Source organism: Curtobacterium sp. UNCCL17, assembly GCF_000686685.1.
Classification (GTDB): domain Bacteria; phylum Actinomycetota; class Actinomycetes; order Actinomycetales; family Microbacteriaceae; genus Curtobacterium; species Curtobacterium flaccumfaciens.
This window is the reverse complement of record NZ_JMLI01000021.1, coordinates 1-24,319: the sequence shown is the minus strand read 5'-3', so window position 1 is coordinate 24,319 and position 24,319 is coordinate 1. Positions and strand designations below refer to the sequence as shown.

The window sequence follows — 24,319 nt, the reverse complement described above, 5'->3', positions numbered from 1 at the left end:
GGCACGATGGTGTTCGCTGGAGGCCAGCAATCGATCGCACGGAGGCAGCAATGGCATCGACGACGAACCGCGTCGACGGGACCACGACCGGGGCCACGCCCGGCACCGGGGCCGGGAGCACCCAGCCCGCCGGCACCACCACGACGCAGGTCACCGCCAAGGGCAGGACCATCATCGACGACACGGTCGTCGCGAAGGTCGCGGGCATCGCCGCCCGCGACGTCCCCGGTGTCTTCGCGCTCGGCGGCAACGCCTCGCGGGCGTTCGGTGCCATCCGCGACGCCATCGGCTCGAGCGCGCTCGGCCAGGGCGTCCGCGTCGAGGTCGGTGAGACCCAGGTCGCGGTCGACCTGACCATCGTCGTCGACTACCCGACGCCGATGATGGAGGTCGCCTCCGCGGTCCGCGCCGCCGTGACGAACGCCGTCACCGAACTCGTCGGCCTCGAGGTCACCGAGGTCAACATCGCCATCAACGACGTGAACATCCCGGCGCTCAACGGCGTCGCGGACGATCTCGACACCCGGGACGGTCGAGTCCGGTGAACGCCACCGTCGTCGGGATGGGCACCGGCGCCCTGCTCGCGATCGTCGCCGTGACGCTCGGGTTCTGGGCGTTCGTGGTCGTCGCCGTCTGCATGGCGGTCGGCGCTCTGGTCGCCCGCATCGTCACGGGCGACGTCGACTTCCGCCGCCTGCTCGACGTGCTGCGCGGACGCCGGAGCTCGTCGTGAGCGACGCCGCCGTCGCCACGACCGGCGACAGCGGCGTCCGGCTCCGCGGCTCCGACCGCATCGGCACGTCGGCGCTGGTGCACACCGCTCAGGCGGTCGCCGCCGAAGCACTGCGCGTGGCCTTCCGGGAGGTCCGTGCCCGGGTCGCCGACGATGGTCGCGGCGCCCTGGCGGTCGAGATCACCGCCCCGCTCGCCCTGCCGGTGCTGGGCTCGCACGCACTCCCCGACGAACCGGTCGTCGCCGCGGCGCACCGGGCTCGCGGCACGATCGCCGAGCGCTTCCGCACCATCACCGGCCGACAGGTCGCCCGCGTGACCGTGACCTTCGCCTCGTCGGTCGTGGACACCCCGCGGAGGGTCCGGTGACCGCCGCCCCCGCCGTCGGGAGCGCCGAGCCGGTCGTCCCCGCCGGCCCCTCGCAGGACGACCACCGCGCCACCTACCGTCGCCTGCTGCGCCGCGAGACCCACGTCTCCCGCTCTGCCGCAGTCCTCGTCGCGATGCTCATCGCACTGCTGCTCGCCGCCGCGGCGGTCTTCGCCGGTGCGCTCGTCCTGCTCGACCAGAACGTCCTGGGCGTCGACCCCCGTGCCGTGGTCGACGCCGCGCTCGCGGCCCCGGACGGCCTCGAGACCACCGTCGTGATCGGCATCGGCGCCGTCGTGGCCCTGATCGGGCTCGTCCTGCTGCTGCAGGGGATCCTGCCCCAGCGCCGTCCGCGGCACGTGATGTCGTCCGACCGGCTCGCAGTGGTCGTCGACGACGAGGTCCTGGCCTCCGCTGCGGCCCGCGCCGCCCGCTCCGCGACCCGTCTGGGCGCCGACGCCGCCGTGGGCACCGTCGGCCGCCGCACGGTCGACGTCGTGCTCCGGCCCGCAGCCGGGGTGGACGTCCCCGCGGTCGCCGCGACCGAGGCCGTCGAGCGGGAGTTCGCCGCCATCGACGCGCAGCCGCCGCTGGCCGCGCGGGTCCGGGTGCAGCCGACCGGGCGGGTGGACGGATGAACGCCACGAACCGTGGGCTCGGCCGGACGGCGCTCGTCGTGCTCGGGCTCGTCCTGCTCGTCGCCGGGGTGGCGGCGATCCTGGTGCAGACCGCCCAGGGCCTGCCCCTCGTCGCCTCGTGGTGGCGCACGGTCGGCGATGCCCTCGCCGGACTCGGCACCGGGGCATCGCGTGACGACTCGGTGTTCGCGTGGACCTGCGTGCTCGGCGGTGGCGTCGTGCTCGGTGTGCTCGCCCTCGTCGTGCTGACGACCCTCGGTGGTGGCCGCGAGGGCACCATCGTGGACAGCGACGGTTCGGCCGACGGCGTCGCCGGCTCGGTGCGCATCGAGTCCACCGCCGTGCAGCACGCGCTCTCCTCGGCCATCGGCGACATGCCGCAGGTCGGGTCGCTCGCCGTCGATGTCTACCGGGTCCGCGGAGGCCGCGCGATCCGGGTGCGGGTCCGTCCGCGCCGAGGGGCCGCGCCGCGCGAGATCACCGAACGGGTCGAGGCCGTCGTCGCCGACCTGGACGCCCTGCTCGGCGAACGCCTGCCCGTGCTGCTCGAGATCGCCCGCGGTGGGTCGGGGTCCTCCCGCCCGGACCGCGTGCACTGAGCATCACCGTGGTGCGCTCGATCGGTGGACTGCCCCGGCCGGGCGAGACGGTCCCGGTGCCGCGCATCGTCACCGAGGTCGCGCGAGGGCGTGAGGTCGCGCTCGTCTGGCACAACCAGATCGGCGGGATGACGTTCCGCATCGGACCGGATGCGCAGGCCGAGGAGTTCGTGAAGGTCCTGCCGCACGCCTACGGGTCGTGGATCAGCGGCGAGGCCGCGCGGCTGACGTGGGCGTCCCGGTACGCCCGGGTCCCCGAGGTGCTCGACCACGGCACCGACGACGACGGCGTCTGGCTGCACACCCGCGCCGTGCCCGGGTGGAGCGCCGTCGACCCGCGCTGGCACGACGAACCCCGGACCGCGGTGGTCGCGGTGGGCGAGGGGCTGCGCGCGCTGCACGACTCGTTGCCCGTCGACGACTGTCCGTTCACGTGGGCGACCGCGGACCGGCTCGATCGCGCGCGTTCGGCGGTCGTCGACGTCGACGCCGACGCCGGCCGCGGCCCGGGCGGTCTCGGTTCGGAGCCGCCTGCCGACCGCATCGTCGTCTGTCACGGTGACCCGTGCACGCCGAACACGTTGATCGGTGCGGATCGGCGGTGGAGCGGGCACGTCGACCTGGATGCGATGGGCGTCGCGGACCGCTGGGCCGACATCGCGGTGGCGACGATGGCCCTCGGCTGGAACTACGGACCCGGGTGGGAGCCGTTGTTCCACCGGGCGTACGGGCTGCCGGACGACCCGGAGCGGACAGCGTGGTACCGGGCGCTGTGGAACATCGACGTGGACGACGTGGGACCTGCGACGAGCTGAAGCGGAGCCGTCGTGGTGCTCGATCCGATCAGATCTTCGGCTGGTTGATGATGGGGTCGTCCCATTGGGGGAAGTCCGGGTAGATGCCGGGGAGAGACCGATCAGGGAAGTCGGCCTGGGAGCGTCCTGCCACCGCTCGCCGGAGCTTGTGTGCGTCGTTGGTCCAGAAGGGTTCGCTGTAGACCTCGAGCGTGTACCGGCCGTTCGTCTGCGCCGAGTAGATGATCTGCCAGCCGTCGCCGGTGGTGGCCCAGACCTCGTGGTCGCCGGTGACCGTGCGTTGCTCGATGTCCCAGCCCTGCTCGGTGAAGTAGTCGATCATCGGTTGGAGGTCCCGCTGTTGGCCGCTGGCGCCGGGCGGGGACCAGAGCCGCCCGCTCCGCATGTCGTAGCTGTTCTTCGTGTCCGAACCCGGTAACGGGGCAACGCCGTCGCCGCCGATCTGTGGGATGTCGTCGCCACTGTCCCATTCCCATTCGCCGTCGTGGACCTGGAGTTGTGCGTCCCGCAGGAGTTGCTGCATGTGTTCGTAGTGGTCGCGGTAGGCGTCGAACTCTTGGTGCAGGGACATCTCGGCGACCTCGTGCTGGGTGAGGCCGGCTGCGTCGGTGGGCATCTGGTCTCCTCCGACCGCGCATCCCGCCAGCAGTCCAAGGGCCAGAGCTGCCGTCGTGATGGTGCGGAGCATCAGATCTTGGGTGGGCTGACGATCGGAGATTCCCAGGACGGGAACGCGGGGTAGACGCCCGGGAGGGAGCGATCGGGGTAGGCCGCGTCGTTTCGTCCTCCGACTGCCTCGGAGAGTGCATCTGCATCGTTGGTCCAGAAAGGTTCGCTGTAGATCTCGAGTGAGTACCTCCCGTTCGTCTGCGCTGTGTAGATGAGCTGCCAGCCGTCCCCGGTGAACCCCCAGACCTCGTGGTCGCCGGTGATGTCGCGTTGCTCGATGGCCCACCCCTGGTCCGTGAAGTAGTCGATCATCGGTTGCAGGTCGCGCTCCTGGCCGGTCGCGCCGGGCGGGGACCAGAGCCGTCCACTGCGCATGTCGTAACTGTTCTTCGTGTCGGACCCGGGCAGAGCTGCGACGCCGTCGCCGCCGATCAACGGGACACGGTCGCCGCCACTCCACTCCCATTCGCCTTCGTGGACCTGGAGTTGCGCGGCTTCCAGGAGCCGCTGCATGTGTTCGTAGTGGTCGCGGTAAGCGTCGTACTCCTGGTGGAGAGACATCTCCGCGACTTCGTCCTGGGTCTGGCCAGCTGCGTCGGTGGGCATCTCGGTTCCTCCTGCTGCGCACCCGGTCAGCAGTCCCAGAGTCAGGACTGCCGTCGTGATGGTTCGGAGCATCGGTTCAGATCTTCGGCTTGTTGACGATGGGGTCGTCCCACTGTGGGAAGTTTGGGTAGACGCCGGGGAGGGACTGATCAGGGAACTTGACGGTCGAGCGTCCGTAGATGGCCGTCGAGAGAGCGCGTGCGTCGTTCGTCCAAAAGGGTTCGCTGTAGACCTCGAGCGTGTACCGGCCGTTCGTCTGTGCCGAGTAGATGATCTGCCAGCCGTCACCGGTGGTGGCCCAGACCTCGTGGTCGCCGGCGGCCGTGCGTTGCTCGTTGTCCCACCCCTGCTCGGTGAAGTAGTCGATCATCGGTTGCAGGTCCCGTTGTTGGCCGGTGGCGCCGGGCGGGGACCAGAGCCGCCCGCTCCGCATGTCGTAGCTGTTCTTCGTGTCCGAACCGTGCAACGGGGCTACGCCGTCGCCGCCGATCTGCGGGACGACGTCGCCGCTGTCCCATTCCCATTCGCCGTCGTGGACTTGGAGTTGCGCGGCTTTCAGGAGCCGCTGCATGTGTTCGTAGCGGTCGCGGTAGGCGTCGAACTCTTGGTGCAGGGACATCTCGGCGACCTCGTGCTGGGTGAGGCCGGCTGCGTCGGTGGGCATCTGGGTTCCTCCTGCTGCGCACCCGGTCAGCAGTCCCAGGGTCAGGACTGCCATCGTCATGGTGCGGAGCGTCGATTGCATGGTGTTCATCATGGCTTCCCCGTCGCGATGATCTTGGCGATGGTCTGCTGCGACGTGGCGTCGCGGGAGAGATAGCCGACGCCGCTGTCCGGGTACATGTCGTGTCCGGTGACGGCGCTGCCGCCAGGGGAATCATCAGCGCCGAACGTTTCGACGTCCGGAAGGTCGCGTGGATCGGTGCGTCCGATCCGGCCGAGGATCGCTGTGTGGTCAGCGGACCCCTCGGTCGCGTACACGTGGTCAACGTTGAGATGCTCGGGAGTCGTGGTGTCGGTGAATCCGACGGAGCCGTACGTGACGAGCGAGCCGACCCGGTACCGAGTCTGCGCGAGCGCTTCGGCCGCGGTGGTGGACCCGTAGGAGTGCCCGAGGACGGTCAGCGACCGCGGCGCGCTACCGCGGCTGTCGTGGATGCCGTCGAGGAACGAGGCGAGGTTCGCCCCGCCAGCGGTCGCACGCGCCTGGCTGGGGACCTCGACGGCACCCGGTGCGCGGTACCCGATCCAGGACACGATCGCGAAGGAATCTTCGCCGGTTCCCTTTCTGCCCGCGGCGGTCAGGAGGCTGTTGGCGGCCCGGACCTTTTCGTCCATGCTCTCGACGCCAGTTGTCGCGCCGGGGACGTTGACCGTCACGTTCGACGCGGTGTCCAGGTCGCCGAGGACGACTGCGGCGACGAGCGCTCCGTTCGACAGGCCGAAACCGACGAGCTGTGCGACCGATACCGATGGTGCCTTGAGGCCAGCCGCAAGCTGATCAGCACGATCAAGCCCGTCCCGAAGCGCAATGACCTGCTTCCGGAACTCGTCCAGGCTCACCGCACCGTAGGTGTACGGCAGCCCCATCAGCCGGTACAGCCGCTCCGGGTCTCGTACCGCGGCCGAGAGGACGGCCCTGGACGCGATGTTGCGCTGCGCTGCCGGGACGCCGTCGAGTCCTGCGAACTGCAGCTGCGTGGACAGGGGCAACGCCCGGACGTCGGCGTCGGTGAAGCCGAGCGCGGCCCAGGCCGCTGCGACCTCAGCCGGGGTCAGGGAGGGATCGAGCAGCCGCTGCAGCCCGAGTGGCAGTCTGGAGGTACCGGCGACGTCGAGCGCAGCGTTCGCGAGGGAACCGCCGCCAGCGGCGCTGAACGCGCTCGCGATCCGATCGATCCACGACGCGTCGTCGGCGTTCTCGGCAAGGTAGTCCGCGAAACCGCCTGGCAAGGACGCCCCGTCGACCGGGACCCAGCTGCAACGGTTGCGGAACACAGTCCACGCGTTGCGCACACGCACGAGATCCTGCTCCGTCGAGGAGTCCTGCACCCGGGCCACCGCAGCGAACTTCCGCAGCCGAGCGGGATCTGCCCCGCTCCTTCCTCCGGACCGGCCACCGGTGCGCTGCCGGGAGCGCGCGCTGAACACCGCGGACACCGGAGAAGGTCGCTGCGGCCTGCCCGATGGTTCAGGGTCGAACACCGAGCTGCTCCAGTCGAGCACGGGTTGCAGCGGGAGCCCGCCACCGGCGCGCACCAGGTCACGGTCGGCTTCGCGCTGCCGCCACGCGGCGACGTCCGCCAACCGCTCGCGTTCGGTGTCCGCCTGCCGCTGCACGGTCCGGACCTGTTCGACCAGGGAATCGAGCGCCGTCGCCAACCGGGTTCGGTCTCGTGACTCCGTCACCCGAGCGGCCTCGAACAGCCGCGAGTAGGCGCCGTCGAAGTCGTGCAGTGCGGCCTCGGCGTTGTTCCGTCGTGGTTGGGCGCTGGCACGCAGCGAGAGCGCCACCTCGGCTGCGCAGTCGGCCAACCGCGACGCGGCTGCGTCGTCGAACTCGATCCCCATCGTCCCCCCACCATCCGAACTGGTCGATGGGGGAAACGTAGCATTTCAGCGGTGCAGTACGAAATGACAACGATGCGCTTGTGGGAAACAACAAACCGCCGCCCACTGGGAGTGGACGGCGGTCTGGTGAGCGGGCTGGCTAGAAGGCAACTCCGCGTGCACCCATGAAGGGCACCGGGTCGGTGGTGGCGCCGTTGATGTGCACCTCGACGTGGCTGTGGCAGCCGGTCGACGCCCCGGTGGAGCCGACGAGCGCGATGAGCTGTCCCGCCGCGACTCGCTGGCCCTGGGCGACCCGGAAGCCACCGTTGACGATGTGCCCGTAGGCGGTCTGCACGCCGTTGCCGTGGCTGATCCGGACGTAGTTGCCGTACCCGCCGTACCAGCCGACGTAGTCGACGGTGCCGGCCGAGGCCGCGACGATGGGCGTGGAGCAGCCGCTCGCCAGGTCGGTGCCCTCGTGCATGGTGACGACGCCGGTGATCGGGTGCACGCGGTACCCGTAGGGGCTGATGACGTAGCCGCTGGCCGGGCGGACCCAGCCGGTCCCGGAGCCCGCGCCGACGGAACCGCCGCCGCCCGAGCCGCTGCTCCCGGTCGAGCCGCCACCCGACGACGAGCCCCCGCCGGAGTTCGCGGCTGCTGCTGCTGCCGCCGCCGCCGCCGCCGCCGCCGCGGCCGCGCGCTGTGCCGCTTCGCGCGCAGCCTTCTCCTCCGCCGCCTTGCGGATGCGCTCACCCTTGGCGAACTCGGCTTCGGTCCGGACGCGGCCGGAGGTCAGGGTCGCGAGCTGGGCGTCGAGTCGGGCCTTGTTGGACTGCTGCTCGTCGTAGGCGGCCTGCACGGCGTCGGATGCCGCCTGGGCTTCCTGCATACGGTCTTCGGCCTCGGCAGCGAGGTCGCCCAGCGCTTCGGCGGCGCGGTCGGCCTGCGCCTCGAGCGAGCTGGCGACGGCGGCGTCGGCGCTCGCGGCGGCCTGGACACGCTCGGCCTGCTCGGAGAGCTTGCTCAGCGCACCGAGGTTGTACAGCAGATCACTGGCGTCTTCGCCCTGGGTGATCACCGAGGTGGTGACGTCGGCACCCCCGGAGCGGGACATCTGCGCGGCGAACTGCCCGGCCTGCGCGGCGCTCTGGTCGGCGACCTTCGCGTGCTCCTTCGCGTCGGCGCGGAGCTGCTGTTCCTTCTCGGCCGCGGTCTGGGCCTTGCGCTGCGCCTTGTAGAACACGTCACCGAGCTTCTTGGCCTTGGCCTCGGCAGCGTCGACCTTGGCGTCGAGCTCGCTGATGATGCCCCGGATCTCGGTGATCTGCCCCTGCTTCGCGGATTCCTTGCCGCGGGCGGACTCCACTTCGTCCCACGTGGGGTAGGTCACCGCCTGCGCGGCCGGAACGTCGGCGATGACCGTGCCGACGAGGCCCGCGAGCGCCAGACCGGTGACGGCGAGGCGCAGGCGCACGGGGACACGGTGGGCGCGGGGGCTGGTGGGGCGAGACATCGAGCACGAGCCTATACATCCGTACAGCGAGCATCGGACGGCAACGCGCCGCTGTGGACAACTTCAGCAGTGCATCAGAAGCCGCGGTCGCGTCGGATGACGTCGGCGCTCCCGACGACGTCGCGCCGCAGGATGGCCTGCCCCGCGGTGCCGGCGTAGTCGTAGACGTCGAACCCGGTGCAGTGGGTGATCGTCGCCGGGGGCCCGAGGGAGTCCTCGACCGCGGTGGTCCAGAGGTCGTGCGACCCGACCACCACGAAGCTCGGGTCGGCGTCACGGTAGGCCCCGAGGTCGACGAGCCAGGGGTACGTCTCGAAGGTGTCCCGGACCTGCAGCAGCCCGATGTTCCTCGACGCGTAGGTGGCGAGGGGCCGGACGGTCCAGAACTGCCCGACGCCGGTCACCTGGCGTCCGTCGGCCCAGCGGTCCAGGCACGCCGCCGCCGGGTACCGCGCGGTCGCCACGGCGTGGGCGGTACCGGGGGCCACGGCGATCCCGGTCGCGAGCACGGCGGCCATCGCGACCGCCACCCCGGCCCGGACCCCGCGGTGCGGGCGGTGCACGCGGGTGCGGCGGACCGCGGTGCGGGTGAGCTCGGCCACGGCGACGAGTGCGAGCAGCGGTGCGGTCACGATCGGCTGCAGGTAGCGCGGGGTCTCGGACCCGGCGACGACGACCCCGACGGACACGGCGACGACGGTCACCAGGGGCAGCAGGGTCGCGACCAGCACGGTGCGTGCGGTGCGGACCCGCCAGGCCCAGACCGTGCCGCCGACGGTGACGAGCACCCCGGCGAACAGCAGCAGGAGCCCGAGATCGCCCGGTGCCGTGCCCGCCCGATCGTCGGTCAGCGCCGCGAAGAACCGCAGGGTCTCCCCGGCCCGCGACGGCTGCACGTACGTCGCCGGGTCGAGGGAGACGAACGGCCGGAGCGGGATCCGCACCAGGTACCCGACGACCGATCCGACCGTGACGGCACCGGCGAGCAGCGCGGCCGGACGCCACGGCACTCGCCGCGCCAGCACGAGGAGCCCGAGGGTGACGACGACGGGAGCGGCGGACCACGGCACGTACAGCGGGTTCGACGCGGTCGTGCACGCGGCGACGAGTCCGAGCGCCACGAGCAGGGGCACCGACGCCCGGCCGAGGCGCACCGCCCGCAGCACGAGCACCGCGGTGCCGAGCATCGCCAGCACGGCGCCGTAGTAGTAGGTCGTGGTGAGCAGCAGGGACGCCAGCTCGAGCGACGTGGCCGTCGCCGACGACTCGGTCAGCACCAGCAGGGTGACCAGACCGAGCGCCCCGGCCGACACCGCGATCCGGGCGGGGCGCCCGGCGGACGGCATCAGCTCGTTCGCGGCCGCCCGCACCAGGGCGTAGATGGCGAGGAGCACGAGCGCCCCGTTCAGCGCCAGGGCCTGCTGCGGCGTGGCGGTCACCAGCGAGCAGAACAGGTACACGGGCAGCTCGGGGAAGAAGAACAGCGCGGGCGACATGGCCCACTCGAACGGTTGGCCGGCCTGCAGCGAGCGCTGGACGAGCGGCAGCAGTACCGAGTCGCCGTCGTACCAGAGCAACGCGACCCGCTCCGTCGCGATGACGTGGCGCAGGGCGACGACGGCCAGGGCCAGCGCGACCAGGCCGCCCAGGGCCTCCCGTCCGATCGTGACGGCGACCTCACCGGGCCGCCGGTCGCCGGACGGAGCCGGCTCCACGGCGGGGCGGCGCGGTGCTCGGGACATGCCCCGGAGCGTACCGAGGCCGCCTCGGTGCCGGCACCCCGCGGCCCACAGGCTGGGGGAGCGCGTTGCGGGTCCGACCGACTACCCTTGTGGGCTGTGACCGACGCGCGCGAACAGTTGATCCAGTACATCTCCTCCGAAGCGGTGTTCCACGGCGACTTCACCCTGACCAGCGGGAAGAAGGCGACGTACTACATCGACCTGCGGAAGGTCAGCCTGGACCACCGCGTCGCGCCGCTGATCGGGCAGGTCATGACCGAGCTCGTGCAGCAGGTGCCGGACGTCTCCGCCGTCGGCGGCCTCACCATGGGCGCCGACCCCATCGCCAGCGCCGTCCTGCACCAGGCCGCCGCCCAGGGGCTGACCTACGACGCCTTCGTCGTCCGCAAGGAGCCGAAGGACCACGGCCGCGGCAAGCAGGTCGAGGGGCCGGACCTCAAGGGCAAGCGCGTCGTCGTGCTCGAGGACACCTCCACCACCGGCGGCTCGCCGCTCAAGGCGGCCGAGGCGCTCGAGCGCGAGGGCGCGATCGTCGCCGCCGTCGCGGTGGTCGTCGACCGGGACACCGGTGCCAAGGAGACGATCGAGGCGGCCGGCTACCCGTACTTCGCGGCCATCGGGTTGGCTGATCTGGGGCTGACCGCGTGACCGAGGAGCGTCCGGACGACGCACGCGAACCCGACGGCACCGCCGGCCCGGCAGACGGGGACGACGGCCTGGAGGCTCGGCGTGCGTCCGGCTCGGACGCTCCGTTCCACGGTCTCCGCAGCGCTGCGGACATCTTCGGTGCTCCGCGCGGCGAGGAGGACTGGCCGTCGCGACGGGAGCGCCGCGAGGCGGAGCGCACCGCCCGCGAGACGGGCGCGCCGCTGCCGGAGCCCTTCGTGGCCGAGGGCGAGGCGGAGCCTGCTGAGGCCGAGGCTGAGGCTGAGGCTGAGGCTGAGGCTGAGGCTGAGGCTGCTGCTCCTGTGGCGCCCGAGCCTGCTGCCCCGGCGCTCGACGACGGCGCGACGCAGGCCATCTCGATGCCGCCCGAGTTGCTCGCACCCTCCGAGAACCCCGACGCCGTCGTCGAGCACGAACGCTCCACACTGCACGACCGGATCCCCGCCGCCGCCGACGCCCCGCCGGACTCCACCGCGCCGCACCCGTCGTCGATCGTGCTGCCGACGGCGCAGACCCACCGGGACGAACGTGCCGCCGCGTCGAAGGCCATCGAGGACGAGCGTCGCCGCGTCGACCCGTTCGGTGAGGGCCGCGCCGACGTCGACTGGCTCGGCCGCGCGACCGGGAACCACCCGGAGTCCGTGCCGCCCGCTGCTCCCGCTGCACCCCAGCCCCTCGGCGTCGAGAACGTGCTGCCCCCGACCGAGGAACCACCGACCTTCACCGACCTGCTGCGCATCACCAGCACCGGGCCGGTCCCCACGCAGACCGGCGCGCACGACCGGCCGTTCGACTGGGCGATCGGTGACGACGAGCCCGGCGAGGTCCCGGCGACGCTGACCACCGACTCGTTCGACACCACGGCGCTGTCCGCCGGGTCCTGGTCGCTCGCCGACGAGTCCGACGACGAGGAAGAGGTCGTCGCCGGCGAGGTCGACACCCCGGCCTCCGGGCTGCCGCAGGCACCGTGGACCTACCCGGTGCCGCCGGCGGTCCCCGTGCCGACGGTGGTGCCCCCGGCGGTCCCGGCAGCGCCCGTGTCGGACACGGCTGCTCCGGCTGCCGTGCCGGATGCCGATACCGCTGGTGCTGCCGCTGCCGCTGGTGCTCCGTCGGAGGCGACCGAGGCAGTGGACGCACCCCGTCGGCCCGCCGGAGACGACGTGCCGGACGCGACCGAGGGCCTCCAGGCCGACGCCCCGACCACCGCGATGCCGGCGGCCGGGACCCCCTGGTGGTCCGAGCCCGACGCGACCGTTCCGCCGACCGTGGCACCTCCGCTGGTCGAACCCACCGGTGCACAGGAGTACCCGGCGCACCTGCCGCCGTCGGTGGGGCAGGACCTCGACGCCGTTCTGGGACTGCGTGGGAACGACACCGGTCCGCAGCCGGAGTCCCTGCCCGCCGCGGCGCCGGACGACCTGGACCAGTCCGAGTGGGACGGCCGCGAGACCAGTGACACGAGCGCCATCAAGGACCTGTTCGGCACCGAGGCGGTCGGGCAGCTCGGTGGCACCGGCTACGACCCCGAGGACACCGGGACGCGGATGATGCCGTCGGCTGCCGTGCCTGCTGCTGCCGCCGCTCCTGCTGCCCCCGCGCCCGCTGCGGCCGGACGGCCCGCCGGCGGTCCGGACCGGCCGTCCGGCGAACGCGACAACTTCATCAACGAGGGCTTCGCGCGGCTGCGGAACGAGGGCAAGCGCGGCAAGCAGCTGCTGATCTACGGGTCGATCGCGCTGATCCTCGTGCTCATCGTGCTGGTGTTCCTGCTGTCGAAGTGGATCCTCGGCAACAACATCGCCGACCAGGCCGTGCCGACGAAGTCGCCGGCGGCCGCTTCGGCGCCGGCGACACCGAGCGCTGCGCCGTCAGCGGCGGCCTCGCAGTCGAGCGAGGCCGCCGCGCCCGCCGCCACGCTGCAGTTCGCCACGACGCCGGCGTTGCCCGGCGAGCACCCGTGGACCGACCTGGCCGGCGGGGAGTGCCTGTCGCCGTTCACGAACGCGTGGTCGCAGACCTTCACGGTGGTGGACTGCGCGACGCCGCACATCGGGCAGCTCACCGCACGACTCCCGGTCCAGGGCGACACCTACCCGGGTACCGAGGCCCTCGCGACCCAGGCGGCCGACCAGTGCCAGTCCGACGCGGCGCTGAACGCCTCGGCCGCCACTGCCGTGGGCGACGTGCAGGTGCAGGGTTCCTACGCGCCGGACCAGGCGACGTGGGACCAGGGTGACCGGTTCATCTCGTGCTTCGTGACGCGCTCGTCGGGGCAGCCGCTGACCGGGTCGTTGGCGCCGGGGGCGTAGGCGCGGGTCGCTCGGGGGCGCGGGCGCGGGCGGGGGGTCCGACGCGGAACGACGATGTCGACGTCGTACGACAGCGACATCGTCGTTTCGCGTCCGCGTCCGCGTCTGCGTCCGCCCGCGACCGCCGGCGTCGCTCGACAGCGCGCGGGTGTCAGGCGCTCGCGGGCACCTTCGCCGACACGTCGGACAGCGTCTGCAGCTCGTCGTCGCTGAGCTCGAGTTCCGCCGAGGCCAGCAGTGCCGGCAGCTGCTCGGTGTTCCGGGCGCTCGCGATCGGCGCGACGACGTCGGGCTGCGCCTGCAGCCAGGCGAGTGCGACGGTGGCGATCTCGGAGCCGTGCGCGTCGGCGATCGAGGACAGCGCGTCCACGACGGCGAGCCCCTCGTCGGTGAAGTACCCGGACACCTGGCCCTCACGGTCCTTGCCGGCGAAGTCGTCCTTCGAGCGGTACTTGCCGGTCAGGAACCCCGCCGCGAGCGAGAAGTACGGCACGACGCCGAGTCCGTGCTCGTGCGCGAGCGGCGCGATCTCCGCCTCGTACGGCTGGCGGGTGACCAGGTTGTAGTGCGGCTGGATGGCGACGGGCTGGGCAAGGCCGTTCTCCGTCGCGATGCGGATCCACTCCGCGGCGCGGTCCTTCGAGTAGTTCGAGATCGCGGTGTAGCGGACCAGGCCGTCCTGCACGAGTTGGTCGAAGGCGCGGACGGTCTCCTCGAGCGGGGTCGACTGGTCGTCGAAGTGGGCGTAGTACAGGTCGATCCGGTCGGTGCCGAGGCGCTCGAGGCTGGCGCGGGCGGCGGCGGCAACGGTGTCCGCGGCGAGGCCCTGGAACTCCGGGTGCTGCGAGCCCTTCGTCGCGATGACGACGTCGTCCCGCTTGCCCGAGGCACGGAGCCACGAACCGATGACCCGCTCGGACTCACCGCCCGAGTTGCCCGGCGCCCAGGCCGAGTAGACGTCCGCGGTGTCGATGAAGTCGCCACCGGCCGCGGTGTAGGCGTCGAGGACCTGGTGCGAGGTCGACTCGTCCGCCGTCCACCCGAAGACGTTGCCGCCGAGGGCGAGGGGGAACACGTGCAGGTCACTGGTACCGGTGCGGGGCATGCGGAGGTCCTTTCGTGGTCGTGGGTGCGGTGGGAGCGGACCGCACGTCTCCCGACGCTATGCCCCGATGCTTGACACGGCCCCGGCGCGAGGGGCTTCGATGGAGGGATGACCACGCTCACCGACGCCCTCGCCGACCCGCGATCCTCCGCCCGGCTGCAGGCCGTGATGGCCGCGGGGACCACCCCGGACCCCGCGGACCTCGAGGTGCTCGTCGCGCAGTGCGCCGTCGAGTCGGACTTCTTCGTCCGCGACATGCTGACGTGGGCACTCACCCGGCACCCCGCCGACGACGTCGTGGCCCGCGTGCTGCCCGAGCTCGAGCGCCCCGAGCCGCAGGCCCGCAGCCAGGCGCTCCACACCCTGTCGAAGATCGGTGACCCGGACGCGTGGCCCGCGGTACGGCCGCTGCTCGAGGACCACGACGACGAGGTGCTCCGCGCGGCCTGGCGGACGGCCGTCGCACTGGTGCCGGACGACGAGCGGGCGTCGCTCGCGCGGACCCTCGCGGTGCAGCTCGGCATCGGCGACCGCGAGCGTCGGCTCAGCCTGTCCCGTGCCCTGGTGGGCCTCGGCGAGGACACCGTCGGACCCGTCCTCGCCTCGGCCGCCGAGCGGGGGACCGAGGCCGTCCGGGAGCACGTGCGCGAGACCGAACGACTGCTGCACGACCCGGACGCCGCATCTGCGCTCGCCCTCGAACGCGCCCGGCGCGAGGTCGCCCTCGGCCGGACGCGGTCCGTCAAGGGGTAGGGCCGGCGGGCGCGCCCGGCCGGGAGCGCCGGGTGGTCACGATGCGTCGCCGTCACGGTCGTGGGGTGGGCGCGTCGCGCGGTCACGACACCCCGTGGGTGGGGTCCCGAGCGGTCGCGAACCGTCGGTTGCGAGGCTCCCGGGCGACAGTTCGTGACCGGTGGGGGAAGGTGAGCGAGGTGTCGTGACCGGTGGGGCGCCGGACGGGAGGCGCGTGGCGGCGGGGCAACGGGCCTCCCGTCCGACGCCACGCGCGTTCGCGGGCCGCGGTGCGGTCATGACACCCCGTGCGCTGGGCGCCGGGTGGTCGCGAACCGTCGCCTGCGGGGCTCCCGGGCGGCAGAACGTGACCAGTCGACGGACGTGAGCGGGGTGTTTTGACCGGTGGGGCGCCGGACGGGAGGCGCGTGGCGGCGGGGCGCCGGGCCTCCCGTCCGACGCCACGCGCGTTCGCGGGCCGCGGTGCGGTCACGACACCCCGTGGGCGGGGCGCCGGGTGGTCGCGAACCGTTGCCTGCGGGGCTCCCGGGCGACGGAGCGTGACCAGTCGGCGGACGTGAGCGGGGTGTCGTGACCGGCCAGCCCGCGCACGCCAGCCGGCCAGCCCTCGCAGCGCGGTCAGTCGCCGTCGGGCGCGAGCCAGATGGACGACGCCGCCGCGGCAGGAAGGTCGACCAGGGACTCTGAGCCGTCGGTGGCCCGCCGCGACACCGCGATGACGCCGGCGTAGTCCCGCACCCGCTCGACCCGCAGGTGCGTGCCCAGCCCCACCCCGAGCTCGTCGAAGTACCGCAGCAGCGAGGGGTCGTCGTCCGAGACACGGTCGACGGTGCCGCACGCTCCCGGCTCGATCGCACCGAGGAGGGTGCCGGGGGAGTCCGGCACGATGCCGTCCGCACCGGGGATCGGGTCGCCGTGGGGGTCGTGCGTCGGGTGGCCGAGGTCCGCGTCGACCCGGTCGAGGAACTGCTCCGACACGGCGTGCTCCAGGGCCTCGGCCTCGGTGTGGACCTCGTCCCACGAGTAGCCGAGCCGCTCCACCAGGAACGTCTCGATCAGCCGGTGCCGCCGGACCATCGCCACCGCGACCTGCTGCCCGAGCGGGGTGAGCACGACGCCGTAGTACGGGGTGTGCTCGATCAGGCCGTCGCGGTCGAGCTTCTTGAGGTTGCCCGACACCGTCGACGCCGACACCTTCAGGGACGCCGCGATGTCGCGCGTCGCCAAGCCGGGTCCGCCGCGCTCGCTGGCCTTCCAGATGAGCTTGACGTAGTCCTCTGCCATGGTGGACAGGGAGGGCAGGCGCATACCGCCAATCGTACGTCCCGCCTGGTACAACCAGCAGATGACCACCACCGCCCCAGTCCGAGCCCCTCGCCGCCGCTGGCCGGTGCCCCCGTCGCTGCTGCTCGGGCTCGCGCCGATCGTGGTGTTCGCGGCGATCAGCGCCTGGCGGTCACGGCCGAGCGACGACTACGCGACCCTCGGGCAGACGGTCGACAGCGTCGTGCACGCCCTCGTCATCCCCGAGGGCATCGCCGTCGCGGCACTCGCCCTGTTCGTCACGGCGCTCGGCTGGTGGCGGATAGCCACGGTCGACCCGGTCCGGACGCGACTCCGGTGGACGATGGTCGCGCCGATCCTCGTGCTGGTGGTGTGCGTCGTCCGGCTGCCCCTGATCGACTGGACGGCGCTGCCCGCGCACTACTTCCTGCTGCTCGCCGTCGGGGTGCTGTTCGTCGGGGTCTTCGAGGAGCTGATGGCCCGCGGCACCCTGCTCGTGGGGCTGCGGCGGCGCCTGCCGGAGATGGGGGTGTGGGCCCTGTCGTGCGCGCTGTTCGGGCTGCTGCACCTGCTCAACGCGCTCGCCGGTGCCGGCATCGGGCCGACGCTGGTCCAGGTCGTGTTCGCGGCGTCGTTCGGGTCGACGCTGTACGTCGCGCGTCGGCTGACCGGGTCGCTGCTCGCCCCGGTGCTGCTGCATGCCTTCTGGGACTTCGGGTCGATCGGGTTCACGGCGACCACCGACCCGGGCGACTTCGGGAAGCTGACCCTGCTCGGTCTGATCGGGCTGTTCTCGTTCGGGGTGCTCGCCTTCGGCATCGTGGCCGGCGGGGTCATCGCCTGGTACGACGACCGGCCCCGTCGGCTCGCGAAGCGGTGGCGGACGGTGCCGCCGATGCGGGCGGTCGTGGTGCCGGGAGGCGAGCCGCGCCTCCGGGCCGACGTGGTCTGAGGGAACGGATCCGACGCACGGCGCGATGACGGACGCGGCGACGACGGACGCTGCACCGACGGGCGCTGCACCGACGGGCGCTGGGCGGCAGCGCGTGGACGCGACGGTGCCCCGGAGCACAGGACGCTCCGGGGCACCGTTCGGTTCCGTGTCGGTCGGCCCGACGCTGCGTGTCAGTCGGCCCGACGCTCCGTGTCAGTCGGCCCGACGGCGGAGCTGTCGACGACGGATGACGACCAGTGCGACGCCGGCCATCAGGAACACGATCGCGGCGATCGTGACCCCGGTGAGCTGCACGCCGGTGAAGGCCAGGCGCTTCGCGGACGGATCGGTCGCGGACGGGTCGGCGGCAACGGTCTGCCCCGCGCCCGCGGCTCCGGCCGAGGCGCTCGAGGCCGGCGCCGCCCCGCCACCCGTGCCGCTGCCGGTACCCGCACCCGAACCCGTACCGGCCCCGCCCCCGGATCCCGCGCTGGAGCCCGTCCCACTGCCGGTCCCCGCGTGCGGCTTCGTCGTGGGCTTGGGGGTCGGCTTCGGAGTGACGGCCGTCGACACGATCCGCGAGACCGCACCCGTCGTCGTGTTCAGGAGCACCTCGCGGTGCTGCGGGTGCGTGAAGTCGAACATGCCCCGGAGGGACCCCGCCCGAGCGTCGAACGACTGGTCACCGATCCGCCCGGTCGACCAGTTGTCCTCGATGAACTTCGTGGTCGAGGTCTGCTCGATGGCGGTGTGGTCGACGTGGTTCTGCTTGGCGAACGGCGAGATGACCAGGTACGGCAGCCGCTGCGAGGGGCCGCACCGGTCGAGGTACCCGCCGGCGACACCGACCTTGGTCGCGGCCGAGGTGCAGACCTTGGTGTCGTTCGAAGAGTCCGTCGAGCCGTTCAGGATGGTGGGCGCGACGTGGTCGTACCAGCCGTCCGAGTCGTCGTAGTTGATGACGATGGCCGTGCTCGACCACTCCGGCGACCGCTCGATCTCGTTGATCTTCGACGTCAGGAACTTCTGCTCGTCGAGCGGGTCGGAGTAGGCGGCGTGCCCGTCCTGGGCTTCGGGGGCCTTGAGGAACGACACGGCTGGCATCCGGTGCTCGGCGAGGGCCGTGTCGAACGAGGACAGGTCGTACTGGTGGTTCGCCCGGTCGGTGGAGCCGATCATGCGGTCGCTCGTCGGCGCGAGGTGGTGCGGGTTCGACGTCGACGCGTAGTACGCGAACGGGTTGTGGTGCGGCGAGTAGTCGTTGCTGACCGACCCGCCCACGTTCGTCGTGGTGGCGTCGCACTTGGCGAGGGTGCCGGTGCCCGCGTACGCCGTCGTCGGGGTGAAGCCGCCCTGGAACCAGCCCCAGGTGACGCCCTTCGCGTTGAGCAGGTCGCCGATGTTCTTGCCCGACATCTTCACCAGGTTCGACGTCGACGTGCGGTCCTTGTCGGAGCAGTCGTCGTAGGCGGGGTCCGGGTCGGCCGTGACGGTGCCCTGGCCCGCGGCGTCCTTCGCGACGACGGAGGTCGAGATCGGCACCGTGGCGCCGGTGACCGAGTCCACGCCCGTGCCGCCGTGGGTGTTGCCGCTGATCAGGTTGAGCGCTCCGGGGGTGGAGGGGCCGAAGCCGGTGTCCCAGGCGTTGTCGCTCATCGCGTAGTTCTGGGCGTAGTTCCACAGCCCGGTGGTCGTGTTGCCGTCGTAGTAGTCCATCGTCAGGCCCGGCGATCCGTACAGGCCCGTGCAGGTGTCCACCGAGGTGCTCTCGACGAACTTGTCCATGGCGCCACCGGCGACGGCCTTCTGCTCGGGAAGGTAGTTGTGGTTCTGGTCACAGGTGAGCGCCTGAGCGGGCGTCAACCGTGACGGTGCGTAGGCGTTCGGGTTCTTCGTGAGGGTGCCGGAGGACGCGAGCGTGTTCACCGTCGGCGTGCCACGCACCGCGGTGAAACGGGTGCCGTCGGTGTTCGCGGCCTTCGGGTAGGTGCCGAAGTAGTGGTCGAACGACACGTTCTCGTCGTACATCACGACGACGTGCTTGACGGGGGTGGTGGTCCGCAGGGAGTTGTCCGCGGCTGACGCCGACTGCGGGATGGCGATGGCCGTCCCCGCGACGGCCGCCAGGGCCATGATGGCGAGCGCGCCCTGTTGGATGCGTCGTTCGGAAGGTCGGAACACGAGGAACCTCTCACTGGTCGGGACGGTGGGGATGGGGAAGCAGTGGGGCCGGCGGGCCCGGTCAGGTGCGTGCGAACAGTCGACGGCCCAGCCAGTCGTCCGCGTGGCGGACCCCGGGCAGGGCGAAGAAGTAGCCGCCACCGACCGGCGACACGTAGTCGACGAGGGGCTCGTCGACCAGGCGCTTCTGCACGGCGACGAACTGCCGTTCCAGGTCGGCCTGGAAACAGGCGAACAACAGGCCCATGTCGAGGTCGCCGTTCGTGTCGGTGCCGTTGTCGTAGTTGTACGGGCGTCGGAGCATCTGCTGCGCACGGGCTTCGGCCGTGCGCGGGTTCGCCAACCGGATGTGCGCGTCCATCTGGATCACGTCACCGGTCGGGTCGTCCTGGTACCGCGGGTCGTCGAACTCGCCGCTGCGGGTGAGCGGGGCACCGGAGTCGCGGTGGCGGCCGATCATGTTCTCCTGCTCGTGCAGCGAGACGCGGTCCCAGAACTCGACGAACATCCGGATGGTCCGCACGACGTGGTAGCTGCCCCCGGTGACCCAGTCGGGTTCGCCGTCCTGTCCGCCGCGGGTCCAGACCAGGTCGTCCATCACGCTTCGGTCGGCGGTGGAGGGGTTGCCCGTGCCGTCCTTGAACCCGAGCAGGTTGCGCGGTGTGCCGGAGGGGCGCGGCGGCGAGGCGAAACCGTCCTGCCGCCAGCGCACCTGCATGCCGCCGCGGGTGGCCCGGGCGATGTCGCGGACGGCGTGCAGGACGGTGTCGGTGTTGTGCGCGCACACCTGCAGCAGCAGGTCGCCGTCCGAGACCGACCGGTCGAGGTCGTCGTTCGGGAAGTCCTCCATCGTCCGCAACCGCGCCGGGCGCTGCCCCGAGAGGCCGTACCGGTGGTCGAACAGCGAGGCGCCCACGCTCGCCGTCACGGTGAGCCCGTCGGCCGCGACCTCCGGTCCGAGCACACCGGAGTCGGCCGGCGGCGCGGTGATCCCGACGTCGGCGGGCGTGCCGCCGCGGGTGAGGAAACGGGCCCGCTCGGTGATCGTCCGGAGCAGGCCGGCCAGGTCCCCGCGGCTGGCCGCGGTCACGTCGAACGCCAGGAACGCCGACTGTCGCTGCGCCGGTGTGGTGATCCCGGCCTGGTGGGCGCCGTGGAACGCGTACGAGGCCGCGTCGGCACCGCCGGTGGTCGCGGCTGCTGCCTGGAGGCCCATCCTGCCCCCGGCGGTCAGGCTCGCTGCCGCCGCGGCGGCTCCGGCACCGGCCCCGACCGCGCTGGTCAGGAACGCGCGACGGCCGAGCCCGCGGGTTCCCGGGGTCGACGGTTTCCGGTCGTCCGGACCACCGGCCGGGCACGCGCTGCCGTCGGCGGACAGCCCGAGGCTGGCGTGCGCATCGGCCATCCGTCGGTACGTCGCCGCGTCCATCCCGCGTGGGTGCTGCCGGCGCCGGGGGTCCTGCTGGATCTGGTGCCCCTGCGGGCCCTGGTGCTGCGGTCGTTCGGTCACGAGGTCCTCCTCGGGTCGCAGATGGCGGCGACGGGAGCGAGCCGCTCGAGTGCGGCGTCGAGGTCGGCGTCGAGGTGCTCGCGGTCGGTGCGGCCGAGACCGTCGAGGGTGTCCCAGCTGCCGTCGGTCCGTCGGCGCCGTCCGACGTCGGCGCGCAGGGTCGCCAGCGCACGATCGGTGGCCGGCAACCCCGGGTAGCGGCTCCGCAGGATCGGCCGGAGCGGCTCGAGCGCGTGTTCCGTCCCGCTGATGTTCGCGTCGATCGTGGCCAGAGCCGTGTGGCTGCCGGCGTCGGTGGCCCCGGTCGCCTCGAAGCGCAGCGCGTTCTCGAGGATCTCGTGCGCGCGCAGGCCGACGTCGAGCGGGTCGACCCGCTGGGTGGGGAACGTCCGGCGCAGGTGCGCGACCGCGGCGACCAGGGCGTCGGCCGGCGCGACGGCACGGCTGCTGGGGCCGCCCGACCACAGCAGTGCCTCGACACGGTGGAACCCGGCCAGGTGCTGGTCGTCGAGCGCGGTCCGTCCGGCTGCGGGGACGCCGTCGATCGCGGTGTCGTCGTCGCCGAACGCCCCGTAGGCGGCTCCGAGCTGCTCGTACTCGCGGTGACCGACCAGCCAGTCCCGCTGCGCCGCCCGGACGTCGCCTGCACGGACGTCGGCGTCGAGCGCACGCACGTCGTCGAGCAGCGCCGGCAGGCGGCTCTCGATCCAGGTGCCGTAGGACTTCGCAGCGGGGATCAGGTCGTCGCGGGTGACCGGGACGATCCCCGGGGTCTCGTCGCTGACGTGGGCGGCACCGCGCAGGTGGACGACCGGTCCGGTGCTCGGGTTCGCGTCGGCGGGCAGGCAACGGAAGCGGTACTGGCCGCGCGGGAGTCGGACGCCGTAGTCGTGCGTCGCGCCCGCCCCCAGCCCCTCTGCGTCGAGGTAGACCGCGCCGCTCGTGGGGTCGACCAGCTGCACCTCGATCCCGGCGACGGACGTATTGTGGATCCGGAACGTCTGCGGGCCGGCAAGGGCGCGGTCCGGACTCGCCGGCCACCCCGCACCGCAGGCGTCGGTGCCGGCCTGCACGGAGGCCGCCGCCGTGTGCGGCGCCGACGAGGGGACCAGGTGCGGCGCGACGATCGCGGTCCCCACGAGCGCTCCGAGCGCGCCGACGACCACTGCCGTCGTGGCACGAACCGACATCGGCACCGATGACCCCATCCTGTAGCGATTCACAGAAAACCCTGATCAGAGCCGCTTTGGCCCCGCCCAGGGCAACCCTAGGGTCGCCCGCGCGGCAGTTTTCCCGTCGTTCACCGCGGAACGGTTCTGTTCACCCGATCGTCACCAGGGCGGTCCGCCTCGGCGGAATTGCGTCTTGCAATAAGGAATGTAAAATGTTGCATGGACTATCCATCGATCGTCCGCGAGCCCCCGTCCGAGCGCATGCGCGGACGAAGACCTGAAGGAGACCGATGACATCGCCACAGGGCGCTGGAGCCTGGAAACGGTGGTCGGCGTTGTTGGCCGTCGCTGCGACCATCACGGCCGGACTGTCGCTGACCGCCGCCGGCGCGCATGCCGAGGTGCAACTGCCGCGAGCCGGAGCTGTCCCACCGGCTGCGGACGGCGCGAAGTCCGCGAGCGGCTCTGCTCCGAAGGTGATCTTCAGCGAGGGCTTCGAGCAGGGAGTCGGTTCCTCCACGATGCTCCTCACCCAGTACGTGGGGCTGAACGGTGTCAAGTACCGCGCAGACCCCGAGTGGGTCAGCGCGGCGCAGTGCAACGGCATCATCACGAACTTCGTCGCGCCGACCGCGCCGACCTGTCACAGCGACCAGGGGAGTGTGGGCGAACTCGCCTACGTGCTCGGCCAGATCAACGGTGGGGACCCACGCACGAACCACGCCGTCAGCGCTTGGACCTGGGACCGGTCCACCACGCCGGGGAGTGTGCAAGTCGGGTCAGTGCGCGACGTTCCGATCGGCGGCACCGACCGGTTCATCTCCTTCGGAGTCGATGCCGCCGCGTCGGCGTGCAGCGGTTTCGCCCACCCGTCGCTCGTGTTCTCCCTCGTCGACGGCGGGCGAGAGCGTCCCGTCACCGATTCCGCGATCGACCCGTGCACCACTGCGGGGACCAAGGCGTACTCGGTCGGTGGGCACCAGGTCCGCGGGGGGCACTTCGTTGCTGATGCAGCGCTGCTGGTCTCGAACGATGCGGTCGGCTGGACGATGCGGAACCGGCAGGGGAACTACTCGGGGAACGACGGAGCGATCGACGGTGTCACGATGTACGACGCCACACCGCGTCTCGCGAACGCATTCGACGGGACCACTCCGTTCGTCGGCGAGTCCGCACGGTTGACGTTCACCGTGCAGAACACGTCCGAGAACGGTGCGAAGTCGGGCTGGTCCTTCTCGGACACGTTGCCGGACCACCTCGTGCTGTCGGCCGACCCGCGTGCCGAGACCACCTGCGCACAAGCCGACGTCGCGGCGGACGGGGGCTCTTCGACGGTCACTGTCTCGGGTGGGCTCGCCGCTGGGGCAGCTTCCTGCACGGTCACGGTCGACGTGACGTCGACAACGGCGGGTACCTACTCGATCGGTGCCGACACGGTGAACGACCACACCGGGATCGACCTGCCCGAGACCGCGAGCATCACGTTCCTGCCCGAGCAGAACGAGCTCGTCGTCGAGGACCGTCCCGTCCTCAGCGGAAGCAGCGACGCGGTGGCCGATCTCGGTGAAGGAATCGCGTTCGCACAGCGCGTCACCAATGCAGGGGCGCTCCCCGTGACCGGGCTCGAGGTCGAGGGCACCAACGGTGTCGTCGTCTGCGAGGCTCACGACCTCGCCCCTGGCGCGTCGACGGACTGTGCCACGCCGTCCCGTCGTGTCGTCCAGGCGGACATCGACCGGGGGCACATCGATGACGAGGTCGGTGCTACCGCACGATCGCCCCTCGGCGCAGAGGTCGAAGCCACGGACTCCGCTTCGCAGCCGACCACGGCGTCCGCTCCGGCGATCGGGACCTCAGTATCTGCGACTCTCGAAGCGACTGACATGCCGGTTCCGGGCCTCCCGGTCGAGCTGCGGTTGTCCGCAACGAACATCGGGAACGTCACGCTGCACGACGTGGCGGTCACGATGCCGGGTCTGGTGGGCGCAGGGGTCAGCTGCCCGCAGGACGAGCTCGCACCGACGGACAGCGTCGAGTGCACGGTGCCGGACCATGCCCTCACGCAGGCCGACATCGATCGCGGAAGCATCGTGTTCTCCGACCGCGCGGTCGGGATCGCTCCGGATGGTCGCACGGTGAACGCTGAGGACGACGACACGGTCA

General features: G+C 71.9%; 22 protein-coding genes. 11 read left to right on the top strand and 11 right to left on the bottom strand.

What is annotated here, in order from left to right; genetic code table 11:
- The first annotated feature begins 50 nt into the window (after positions 1–50).
- From BR70_RS0102965 to BR70_RS0102940, 6 genes are read left to right on the top strand one after another with little or no spacing between them, the layout of a single operon-like run.
- A complete protein-coding gene (locus tag BR70_RS0102965) occupies positions 51–545 on the top strand; it encodes an Asp23/Gls24 family envelope stress response protein (RefSeq protein ID WP_027464860.1) in 495 nt (164 codons plus the stop codon).
- A complete protein-coding gene (locus BR70_RS0102960; RefSeq protein WP_027464859.1) occupies positions 542–733 on the top strand; it encodes a DUF2273 domain-containing protein in 192 nt (63 codons plus the stop codon). Before BR70_RS0102965 ends, BR70_RS0102960 begins: the two co-directional genes overlap by 4 nt.
- Positions 730–1,101 carry a hypothetical protein gene (locus tag BR70_RS0102955; protein WP_027464858.1) on the top strand — a complete coding sequence of 124 codons (372 nt, stop codon included), beginning with the start codon at positions 730–732 and terminating at the stop codon, positions 1,099–1,101. Before BR70_RS0102960 ends, BR70_RS0102955 begins: the two co-directional genes overlap by 4 nt.
- Entirely contained in the window at positions 1,098–1,739 is a 642-nt protein-coding gene (locus tag BR70_RS19220; RefSeq protein ID WP_051596577.1) for a hypothetical protein, read from the top strand. The genes BR70_RS0102955 and BR70_RS19220 overlap by 4 nt, the downstream gene beginning before the upstream one ends.
- Positions 1,736–2,338 carry a hypothetical protein gene (locus BR70_RS0102945; protein ID WP_027464857.1) on the top strand — a complete coding sequence of 201 codons (603 nt, stop codon included), beginning with the start codon at positions 1,736–1,738 and terminating at the stop codon, positions 2,336–2,338. Before BR70_RS19220 ends, BR70_RS0102945 begins: the two co-directional genes overlap by 4 nt.
- A gap of 11 nt (positions 2,339–2,349) precedes the next feature.
- Positions 2,350–3,153: an aminoglycoside 3'-phosphotransferase gene (locus BR70_RS0102940; RefSeq protein ID WP_331279958.1), complete on the top strand. Its 804-nt coding sequence runs from the start codon at positions 2,350–2,352 to the stop codon at positions 3,151–3,153.
- A 28-nt stretch (positions 3,154–3,181) separates the two neighbouring features.
- Here the strand turns inward: BR70_RS0102940 and BR70_RS0102935 are convergent, their stop codons facing one another.
- The 6 genes from BR70_RS0102935 to BR70_RS0102910 all read right to left on the bottom strand — a co-directional run bounded on the left by BR70_RS0102935 (position 3,182) and on the right by BR70_RS0102910 (position 10,239).
- Entirely contained in the window at positions 3,182–3,769 is a 588-nt protein-coding gene (locus BR70_RS0102935) for a hypothetical protein (protein ID WP_027464855.1), read from the bottom strand.
- Between the two features lie 71 nt (positions 3,770–3,840).
- Positions 3,841–4,500 (bottom strand): hypothetical protein, encoded by a 660-nt coding sequence (locus tag BR70_RS0102930; protein ID WP_155896750.1) that lies wholly within the window; start codon positions 4,498–4,500, stop codon positions 3,841–3,843.
- A 4-nt stretch (positions 4,501–4,504) separates the two neighbouring features.
- A complete protein-coding gene (locus BR70_RS0102925; protein ID WP_155896749.1) occupies positions 4,505–5,152 on the bottom strand; it encodes a hypothetical protein in 648 nt (215 codons plus the stop codon).
- Positions 5,153–5,181: 29 nt separating this feature from the next.
- On the bottom strand, positions 5,182–6,999 hold the full coding sequence (locus BR70_RS0102920; protein ID WP_027464852.1) for an alpha/beta hydrolase: 1,818 nt from the start codon (positions 6,997–6,999) through the stop codon (positions 5,182–5,184).
- A 139-nt stretch (positions 7,000–7,138) separates the two neighbouring features.
- Positions 7,139–8,497: a M23 family metallopeptidase gene (locus BR70_RS19215; protein ID WP_155896748.1), complete on the bottom strand. Its 1,359-nt coding sequence runs from the start codon at positions 8,495–8,497 to the stop codon at positions 7,139–7,141.
- A gap of 74 nt (positions 8,498–8,571) precedes the next feature.
- Positions 8,572–10,239 carry a hypothetical protein gene (locus BR70_RS0102910; protein ID WP_155896747.1) on the bottom strand — a complete coding sequence of 556 codons (1,668 nt, stop codon included), beginning with the start codon at positions 10,237–10,239 and terminating at the stop codon, positions 8,572–8,574.
- A gap of 96 nt (positions 10,240–10,335) precedes the next feature.
- Between BR70_RS0102910 and pyrE the strand changes: the two genes are divergently transcribed.
- Both pyrE and BR70_RS0102900 read left to right on the top strand, forming a co-directional pair.
- Positions 10,336–10,887 carry an orotate phosphoribosyltransferase gene (gene pyrE, locus BR70_RS0102905; protein ID WP_027464850.1) on the top strand — a complete coding sequence of 184 codons (552 nt, stop codon included), beginning with the start codon at positions 10,336–10,338 and terminating at the stop codon, positions 10,885–10,887.
- Complete coding sequence (locus BR70_RS0102900) at positions 10,884–13,217, top strand: septum formation family protein (protein ID WP_027464849.1); 2,334 nt, start codon at positions 10,884–10,886, stop codon at positions 13,215–13,217. Before pyrE ends, BR70_RS0102900 begins: the two co-directional genes overlap by 4 nt.
- Before the next feature lie 151 nt (positions 13,218–13,368).
- On the opposite strand, the gene BR70_RS0102895 is transcribed toward BR70_RS0102900, so the two are convergent.
- Complete coding sequence (locus BR70_RS0102895) at positions 13,369–14,322, bottom strand: aldo/keto reductase (protein ID WP_027464848.1); 954 nt, start codon at positions 14,320–14,322, stop codon at positions 13,369–13,371.
- 108 nt (positions 14,323–14,430) lie between these two features.
- Between BR70_RS0102895 and BR70_RS0102890 the strand changes: the two genes are divergently transcribed.
- Positions 14,431–15,075: a HEAT repeat domain-containing protein gene (locus tag BR70_RS0102890; RefSeq protein ID WP_027464847.1), complete on the top strand. Its 645-nt coding sequence runs from the start codon at positions 14,431–14,433 to the stop codon at positions 15,073–15,075.
- A 618-nt stretch (positions 15,076–15,693) separates the two neighbouring features.
- On the opposite strand, the gene BR70_RS0102885 is transcribed toward BR70_RS0102890, so the two are convergent.
- Complete coding sequence (locus tag BR70_RS0102885; protein WP_027464846.1) at positions 15,694–16,383, bottom strand: metal-dependent transcriptional regulator; 690 nt, start codon at positions 16,381–16,383, stop codon at positions 15,694–15,696.
- A gap of 37 nt (positions 16,384–16,420) precedes the next feature.
- Between BR70_RS0102885 and BR70_RS22050 the strand changes: the two genes are divergently transcribed.
- The gene (locus tag BR70_RS22050) at positions 16,421–17,311 is read left to right on the top strand and encodes a CPBP family intramembrane glutamic endopeptidase (RefSeq protein ID WP_197019607.1); all 891 of its coding nucleotides are present in this window, start codon (positions 16,421–16,423) and stop codon (positions 17,309–17,311) included.
- A gap of 195 nt (positions 17,312–17,506) precedes the next feature.
- Here the strand turns inward: BR70_RS22050 and BR70_RS19205 are convergent, their stop codons facing one another.
- From BR70_RS19205 to BR70_RS0102865, 3 genes are all read right to left on the bottom strand, one after another.
- On the bottom strand, positions 17,507–19,474 hold the full coding sequence (locus BR70_RS19205; RefSeq protein ID WP_231495629.1) for a phospholipase C: 1,968 nt from the start codon (positions 19,472–19,474) through the stop codon (positions 17,507–17,509).
- A 61-nt stretch (positions 19,475–19,535) separates the two neighbouring features.
- Positions 19,536–20,984 (bottom strand): iron uptake transporter deferrochelatase/peroxidase subunit, encoded by a 1,449-nt coding sequence (gene efeB, locus BR70_RS0102870; protein WP_231495628.1) that lies wholly within the window; start codon positions 20,982–20,984, stop codon positions 19,536–19,538.
- Positions 20,981–22,174 (bottom strand): EfeM/EfeO family lipoprotein, encoded by a 1,194-nt coding sequence (locus BR70_RS0102865; protein ID WP_027464844.1) that lies wholly within the window; start codon positions 22,172–22,174, stop codon positions 20,981–20,983. The genes efeB and BR70_RS0102865 overlap by 4 nt, the downstream gene beginning before the upstream one ends.
- Before the next feature lie 272 nt (positions 22,175–22,446).
- Here BR70_RS0102865 and BR70_RS22045 point away from each other — a divergent pair.
- The coding region (locus tag BR70_RS22045; protein ID WP_442854625.1) for a DUF7933 domain-containing protein at positions 22,447–24,319 on the top strand (1,873 nt) is incomplete at its 3' end.

What these genes read in the sequence shown, in the direction of transcription:
- BR70_RS0102930 (WP_155896750.1), bottom strand. Translation starts at nt 4,500, where the DNA reads ATGCTCCGAACCATCACGACGGCAGTCCTGACTCTGGGACTGCTGACC.
- BR70_RS0102920 (WP_027464852.1), bottom strand. Translation starts at nt 6,999, where the DNA reads ATGGGGATCGAGTTCGACGACGCAGCCGCGTCGCGGTTGGCCGACTGC.
- BR70_RS22050 (WP_197019607.1), top strand. Translation starts at nt 16,421, where the DNA reads ATGACCACCACCGCCCCAGTCCGAGCCCCTCGCCGCCGCTGGCCGGTG.
- BR70_RS0102865 (WP_027464844.1), bottom strand. Translation starts at nt 22,174, where the DNA reads ATGTCGGTTCGTGCCACGACGGCAGTGGTCGTCGGCGCGCTCGGAGCG.
- BR70_RS0102965 (WP_027464860.1), top strand. Translation starts at nt 51, where the DNA reads ATGGCATCGACGACGAACCGCGTCGACGGGACCACGACCGGGGCCACG.
- BR70_RS0102890 (WP_027464847.1), top strand. Translation starts at nt 14,431, where the DNA reads ATGACCACGCTCACCGACGCCCTCGCCGACCCGCGATCCTCCGCCCGG.
- BR70_RS0102885 (WP_027464846.1), bottom strand. Translation starts at nt 16,383, where the DNA reads ATGCGCCTGCCCTCCCTGTCCACCATGGCAGAGGACTACGTCAAGCTC.
- BR70_RS19215 (WP_155896748.1), bottom strand. Translation starts at nt 8,497, where the DNA reads ATGTCTCGCCCCACCAGCCCCCGCGCCCACCGTGTCCCCGTGCGCCTG.
- BR70_RS0102925 (WP_155896749.1), bottom strand. Translation starts at nt 5,152, where the DNA reads ATGACGATGGCAGTCCTGACCCTGGGACTGCTGACCGGGTGCGCAGCA.
- BR70_RS0102895 (WP_027464848.1), bottom strand. Translation starts at nt 14,322, where the DNA reads ATGCCCCGCACCGGTACCAGTGACCTGCACGTGTTCCCCCTCGCCCTC.
- BR70_RS0102935 (WP_027464855.1), bottom strand. Translation starts at nt 3,769, where the DNA reads ATGCCCACCGACGCAGCCGGCCTCACCCAGCACGAGGTCGCCGAGATG.
- BR70_RS0102910 (WP_155896747.1), bottom strand. Translation starts at nt 10,239, where the DNA reads ATGTCCCGAGCACCGCGCCGCCCCGCCGTGGAGCCGGCTCCGTCCGGC.
- BR70_RS0102945 (WP_027464857.1), top strand. Translation starts at nt 1,736, where the DNA reads ATGAACGCCACGAACCGTGGGCTCGGCCGGACGGCGCTCGTCGTGCTC.